7 protein-coding genes are annotated in these 6,050 nt (G+C 63.2%); 6 read left to right on the forward strand and 1 reads right to left on the reverse strand.

The features are described from left to right. Nucleotides 1–5: 5 nt before the first annotated feature. Nucleotides 6–536: a hypothetical protein gene (locus HUW43_RS02035; RefSeq protein ID WP_188235854.1), complete on the reverse strand. Its 531-nt coding sequence runs from the start codon at nt 534–536 to the stop codon at nt 6–8. Nucleotides 537–861: 325 nt separating this feature from the next. Between HUW43_RS02035 and HUW43_RS02040 the strand changes: the two genes are divergently transcribed. Genes HUW43_RS02040 through HUW43_RS02065 form a run of 6 tightly spaced genes read left to right on the forward strand, consistent with a single transcriptional unit; the run spans nt 862 to nt 5,915 of the window. Beyond that, nucleotides 862–1,056: a DUF6511 domain-containing protein gene (locus HUW43_RS02040; RefSeq protein WP_188235855.1), complete on the forward strand. Its 195-nt coding sequence runs from the start codon at nt 862–864 to the stop codon at nt 1,054–1,056. Further along, nucleotides 1,056–1,799, forward strand: coding sequence for a hypothetical protein (locus tag HUW43_RS02045; protein ID WP_223181197.1), 744 nt, complete (start codon nt 1,056–1,058; stop codon nt 1,797–1,799). The genes HUW43_RS02040 and HUW43_RS02045 overlap by 1 nt, the downstream gene beginning before the upstream one ends. Continuing rightward, a complete protein-coding gene (locus tag HUW43_RS02050) occupies nt 1,796–4,165 on the forward strand; it encodes a phage/plasmid primase, P4 family (RefSeq protein WP_223181200.1) in 2,370 nt (789 codons plus the stop codon). The genes HUW43_RS02045 and HUW43_RS02050 overlap by 4 nt, the downstream gene beginning before the upstream one ends. A gap of 3 nt (nt 4,166–4,168) precedes the next feature. Further along, nucleotides 4,169–4,759: a hypothetical protein gene (locus tag HUW43_RS02055; protein WP_223181198.1), complete on the forward strand. Its 591-nt coding sequence runs from the start codon at nt 4,169–4,171 to the stop codon at nt 4,757–4,759. Beyond that, nucleotides 4,756–5,355: a head-tail adaptor protein gene (locus HUW43_RS15590; RefSeq protein ID WP_317450802.1), complete on the forward strand. Its 600-nt coding sequence runs from the start codon at nt 4,756–4,758 to the stop codon at nt 5,353–5,355. Before HUW43_RS02055 ends, HUW43_RS15590 begins: the two co-directional genes overlap by 4 nt. Continuing rightward, on the forward strand, nt 5,352–5,915 hold the full coding sequence (locus HUW43_RS02065) for an HK97-gp10 family putative phage morphogenesis protein (protein WP_188235856.1): 564 nt from the start codon (nt 5,352–5,354) through the stop codon (nt 5,913–5,915). Before HUW43_RS15590 ends, HUW43_RS02065 begins: the two co-directional genes overlap by 4 nt. Nucleotides 5,916–6,050: the final 135 nt, after the last annotated feature.

Here is a 6,050-nt window from a genome sequence, read left to right on the forward strand (position 1 = left end):
CCTCCTTAAATCACAACCTCAAATCTGTGCCATTGGCGCTGAAGGCAGACAGCTTGGATTTCGAGGGCTTGGCCATCCGACACCTCCGGAAATGGCCGCGGATCTTCCGTGCGTCCGCTGAAATACTCGAACTTCTTCTGATTGAAGACAACGGCGCGGTTATGGGAATCACGGAGCAGGTCCGGGCGCAGGAGCCAGATTTGCACCGCGACGTCGGCCGGCGTTGCGTCGTCGTGCTGCCCGAGATCGAGCCCGTTCGATCGCGCCATGTCGAGCAGGTCCTCGATCCGCAGATCACCAGCGGTTTCGTGAATGAAATAAAGTGCGTCGACCAGTTCGGTCGGCGTTTCGTCGGTCGGCGTCATCAACACACCGCTCAGCCGTTCGAACGGGAACCCATCCTCGTCGTCCACCAGTTCGACCCCGCGCCCGGCGAGATATTCGGACCACGGACTGAACAACGCCACAAGGTTGGCGACCGAAATGTTCTTGAGCCGATCGGCTTTTGTAAACAGACGAGGATTGAATGTCGGCATACAGGCTCCAGGCAACTTAGGGGGGCGGCGTCACTATCCAGCCTATCGCCCCGAACGGACTTGCCAAGAGGGTAGGTTCCTTTTCTGTTCTCCCGACAGTCCGGAGACCTCGCCGGTAAGTGACAGGACCATCTGGAGTCCTGTCAAATGCACCGTTTTCTGAGGTTTTTTAGCGGGCTACGTGTCCGCTCCCGGGTCGCCAGCTATCGCCTGGCTATCCACATAAATCGCTCCACAGACCCGACCATTCTGGTGGTCGGTGCCGTCGCAGCAGCGAATCATATGCCCACCCTTACGCTGGTGGTCCTGACCGGGATGGCCGGCCATGGATAATCCCGACGATCGCGAACGCGCGGCCCTCATCGCCGCGATGAAAAGCATGGGCGGCGCAATGGCTGGGATCGGCTGGCACCGGCGCTTCAACGAACTGACCGACCAACAGGCGGCCGCCCTTGCCGAGGCAGCCGTCGACGGCTTCCAGCGGTCGATGTGGGAGAGCGCACCGGAGGTGCCGTTCTGATGGACCTGCTCGATTTCAACCACCGGGAGAAACCTCCCCAGTTCGTCGATGTGGTGAACGCCCGGATCGACAACGCGCTCACCTTGGAAAACAGCACGCGCGAACCGCGGGCATACCTTGGCGGCAGCAGGCTTGGCGAAAGCTGCGCCCGTAAGCTGCAGTATGAATATCTGAAGGTCCCGCGCGACCCCGAACGGGAGTTCAATGGCAAGACCCTGCGGATTTTCGCGGTGGGCCATGTGTTCGAGGACCTTGCTGTCGACTGGCTGACTAAGGCCGGATACGACCTGCGCACGCGCAATTCATCGGGCGACCAGTTCGGATTTGCCGTCGCGGACGGCCGGGTTCGTGGGCACATCGATGGGGTCATTGTGGCAGGTCCGGACGACCTGGCCGTCCCGGCGCTGTGGGAGTGCAAGTCCGCCAACGCGAAGAACTGGCGAGACATCGTGAAGCGCGGAGTGGCCGTCTCGAAGCCCGTCTACGCTGCGCAAATCGCGCTCTACCAAGCCTATCTCGGCCTCACGGACCATCCGGCCGTGTTCACGGCAGTCAACAAGGATACCTGTGAGCTCTGGCATGAGCTGGTGCCGTTCAACGGCGCGCTGGCGCAGGCCTGCAGCGATAAGGCCGTGCGGATACTGCAGGCATGCGACGCCGGTGAATGGCTGCCTCGTGTCGCGGCTGATCACGATCATTTCGAATGCATGTGGTGTGACTGGAAGCAGCGGTGCTGGTCATGATGAAGGCTGACACCGAAGCGGTACAGCCGCCCGTCAAACCAGACCCCGTAATGATCGCGACCTTCACCGACATGGTGTTGGGCTATTGCGAGCATTTCGTACCCGTCCGCGCGCTTGCCGAAAAAGGTGGCGGCGATCACATGCCTCACACCCCTTTCATGGAAAACGACGCCGAATTGGCGGGTAAGCTGGCGGTCCAGGCCGGCTGGGCGGCCGACAATGGTATGGCCCTGTTCGTGGTCCCGGGGACTGTGCTGGCGGCTGGTGAAGCCAAGGCCGAGCACATTGCCCAGACCCAGGTGGTGCTGGTCGATCTCGATCATGGCGACATCGACGCCAAACGAGATCACCTGGTGAGGCATCTAGGCGAACCCAGTCTCGAGGTGGCATCGGGCGGCATCACGCCAGAGGGGCAGCGCAAGCTACATCTCTACTGGCGGCTGTCCGAACCGGCCGAGGGCGATGATATAACCACCGTCTGCCGTGCCCGGCACATGATCGCCTGCAAGGTTGGCGGCGATCCGTCGTTCCGCTCGCCGCACCAGCCGATCCGAGTGGCAGGTTCTGTACACGCAAAATCCGGCACGCAGCGGCTGGTTGAAATCCTCCACTGCCGGACGCGGGATCATGACCTTGGCGATTTGGTCGAGGCTGTGATGGCCATGCCTCCGCTAGAGGGGGAAGTTCCGTCGGATCTCGATTTCAACAACGCCGGCGTGACTTCCGGAGCGGTGACTGAGCTTTTCAGCCACGTCGTCCGCGAGGGCGGCGTTGATGGCACGACCCGCTTCGAGGCCCTGTCGCGGATCATTGGTTACTGGATCCGCCGATGCCGCGAAGGCCATGTTACCGCGGCGCAGGCGTGGGCTGAAATCGTTGATTACAACAGCGCCCGCATCGATCCGCCATGGGAGGAATCGCGCCTTCGCCACGAGGCCGAGAAGATATGGAGGCTCGACAGTGCCAACTACGGCGAGGACTATCTTGATGCGGATCCCGGTGGCGGACCACCCCAAGGTGGCGGCCACAGCGGCGGGAGTTCGGCTCCAGTCCAGTTGACCGAAGATGCCTTGGCTGAGGCGTTCACCGACCAGCATGCGGAGGATTGGCGATACGTCGCAGCCTGGGGTCAGTGGCTCAACTGGTCAGGCACGGTCTGGCGGAAAGAGGACACGCTGCAGGCCTATGACCTGTCACGACAGATATGTCGGGCAGCGGCCCGCAAGGCGGCGAGCGCCAAGCTGAAGGCCAAGCTGTCATCGGCATCCACTATTGCAGCCGTCGAACGTATCGCTCGGGCCGATCGCCGCCATGCCGAGACCACCGAGGTCTGGGATCGTAACCCTTGGGCGCTGAACACGCCGGCAGGGATCGTCGATCTCCAATCCGGGCTTCTCGGCTCGCATGACCGCCCGGCCTACATGACCAAGATCACCAGCGCATCACCGCAGGGGGATTGCCCGGTTTGGCTGGAATTCCTCGACACAGTCACCGGCGGCGATGTCGAACTGCAGCGCTACCTTCAGCGAATGGCGGGCTACTGCCTGACCGGTGTCACGACCGAGCATGCCCTGTTTTTCCTCTACGGCACTGGCGCCAACGGCAAGTCGGTGTTCGCCAACACTCTGACTGCGATCACGGGTGATTACGCAACGGTCGCAGCGATGGACATGTTCATGGCGAGCCACGGCGATCGCCACCCGACTGATATGGCGGGCCTGCGGGGCGCGCGGGTCGTCTCCGCCATCGAAACTGAACAGGGCAGCCGCTGGGCCGAGAGCAAGCTGAAGGCATTGACCGGCGGCGACAAGATCACCGCCAGGTTCATGCGGCAGGATTTCTTCGAGTTCACGCCCCAGTTCAAGCTGCTGGTGGTCGGCAACCACAAGCCATCGATCCGCAATGTCGACGAGGCAATGCGGCGGCGCCTGCACATGATCCCGTTCACGGTGACTATTCCGGCCCACAAACGCGACAAGCGTCTGCCGGATCGGCTGCTGGCGGAACGCGACGGTATTCTCGCTTGGGCACTACGCGGCTGCCTCGAATGGCAACGCATCGGCCTGAAACCTCCGGCATCGGTGCTCGCCGCCACAGAGGAATATTTCGAGGCAGAGGACGCAATCGGTCGCTGGCTTGAGGAGCGCTGCGATCAGGCCTCGCATCTGCAGGATACCTCCCAGCGTCTCTACGCCGACTGGAAGAACTGGGCCGATGCCAACGGCGAATTCGCCGGCTCGAACAAGCGGTTCTCCGAGACCCTCGCCAACCGCGGGTTCCAGCGCGCCAACACCAACAAAGCCCGGGGTTTCCGGGGTCTCGCCCTGCGTCAGGCCCAACCCCAGACCAGCCCGATGGAGTTTTGAAAAATGTCAGCAAAATCAATGTCGGTGACGGATGTGACGGATCGTCCCCTTATAGGCGTTACACGCGCACACGTGCGCGCCTCTGGAAGTGATAACGGAGAACCCGTCACATCCGTCACCATCCGTCACGGTGCTGTTCTTGCCCTCGACCTTGGCACCAGCGCCGGCTGGGCCCTCCAGTCGCCAGACGGCCACATCAGCACCGGGACTGTGTCGCTGAAGCACACCCGCTACGACGGCGGCGGCATACGCTACCTGCGCTTCCGGCGCTGGCTCGAGCAGCTTGATCTCGATGCGGGGCCAATCGAGGCGATCTACTTCGAGGAAGTTCGCCGCCACGCAGGGACCGATGCGGCCCATGTCTACGGCGGCATGCTGGGCATGCTGACCGCCTGGTGCGAGGAAACCCTGGTTGCCTATCAGGGCGTGCCCGTCGGCACGATCAAGCGGTTCATCGCCGGCAAGGGCAATGCCGACAAGGCGGCTGTCATCGCGGCAGTTCGCGCCAAGGGCTTCGCGCCCGCCGACGACAACGAGGCCGACGCCATAGCCATCCTGCTTTGGGCCATCGAGACCCGTGGAGGTGTCCGGTGAGTGCGGCTGGTTTCCTGAAGCGCGTGGCGCAAGTGCTCGAAGATCGCGGTGCTGCCTACGGCGATCCCAAGACCCAGATGGAGGCCATCGCCCGGCGCTGGTCGATCACCCTTGGCACGCACGTCACCGCCCAGCAGGTGGCGCTGTGCATGATCGACCTGAAGCTTGCCCGGCTGGCGCACGACCCCGGCTATGCAGACGGCCCCGTCGATGTCATCGGCTACCCTCGTCAACCAGTTGGCCGCGCGATGGGTCTAGCCTCCAGGCTCGACACCCGGATCCGGATCGAGCGCAAGGTCGTAACCCCTGATCCCCTCTACGGGACAGAGGCCGTCGCTTGGGTGGAATTCGCCACGGTCTGGGCCGAGGTCCGGGACGTCCTGCCGAGCCGGGCCGAGCGCCTGGCCGACAGCATTGTCATCGCCAACCGGCCTGCGCGAATCCGGATGCGGCATCTCGCCGGGATCACCCCGGACATGCGGGTGATCATCGGGACCCGCGTCCTGCAGATCGTGTCGGGCCCCGCCGAAATCGGCCGCCGCGAAGGCATCGAGCTCATTGTCGAGCAACATAGCAGCGAAGGAGCCGCGTCATGACGATCCGGCTCAAGGGCGGCCCTGAACTGCTGCGCCTGCTCGACGAACTGCCCAAGAACCTCGAGCGCAACGTCATCCGCGGCGGGCTGCGTGCCGGGGCCAAGGTCATCCAGCAGCAGGCCAAGGCCAATGTCCCGGTCCGCACTGGTCAGCTCAAGCAGGCGATCGGCATTGGCACGCGCACCGCCGGCAGCCGGCTCAGCTCCTACGTCAAGCTGCGCGGGTCCGGCTCCTATCTCGGTCTGTTCATTGAATACGGCGTTGCGCCGCACCTGATCTCGGTCGCTGAGGCCGACAAGCCGGTGCGCAATACCCGCCGCGAAGCGCGCAAGGTCAGCATTGGCATGATCAACAAGATGGTGAAACGCGGCAGCCTGAAGATCGGCGAACATTTTGTCGGCCCGATGGTCATGCACCCGGGCCATGCGGCCAAGCCGTTCCTGCGTCCGGCGCTGGACCAGAAGGCCGAGGAAGCCGTCAACGCCATGGGCGCCTACATTGCCCACCGCGTCCAGATCGGGAACCTCAAGGCGCCGAGCCTCGAGGTCGATGACGAATGAACGGGGTCATTGTGGTCCGTTCGCTCCTGGTGGCTTACACTGGGGTCACGGCGCTTGTCCCTGCAGTCCGGATTGTGGCGGGCATCCCCGCGCTTATCGGGTCCGGGTCCCCATCAAATTTATTCCTGAATTGGC

This window comes from Sphingopyxis sp. LK2115, from assembly GCF_014595975.1.
In the GTDB taxonomy this organism is placed as follows: Bacteria; Pseudomonadota; Alphaproteobacteria; order Sphingomonadales; family Sphingomonadaceae; genus Sphingopyxis.

Excerpts from the sequence above, each read along its gene's own strand:
- HUW43_RS02035 (WP_188235854.1), bottom strand. The coding sequence starts at position 536 with ATGCCGACATTCAATCCTCGTCTGTTTACAAAAGCCGATCGGCTCAAG.
- HUW43_RS02040 (WP_188235855.1), top strand. The coding sequence starts at position 862 with ATGGATAATCCCGACGATCGCGAACGCGCGGCCCTCATCGCCGCGATG.
- HUW43_RS02045 (WP_223181197.1), top strand. The coding sequence starts at position 1,056 with ATGGACCTGCTCGATTTCAACCACCGGGAGAAACCTCCCCAGTTCGTC.
- HUW43_RS02050 (WP_223181200.1), top strand. The coding sequence starts at position 1,796 with ATGATGAAGGCTGACACCGAAGCGGTACAGCCGCCCGTCAAACCAGAC.
- HUW43_RS02055 (WP_223181198.1), top strand. The coding sequence starts at position 4,169 with ATGTCAGCAAAATCAATGTCGGTGACGGATGTGACGGATCGTCCCCTT.
- HUW43_RS02065 (WP_188235856.1), top strand. The coding sequence starts at position 5,352 with ATGACGATCCGGCTCAAGGGCGGCCCTGAACTGCTGCGCCTGCTCGAC.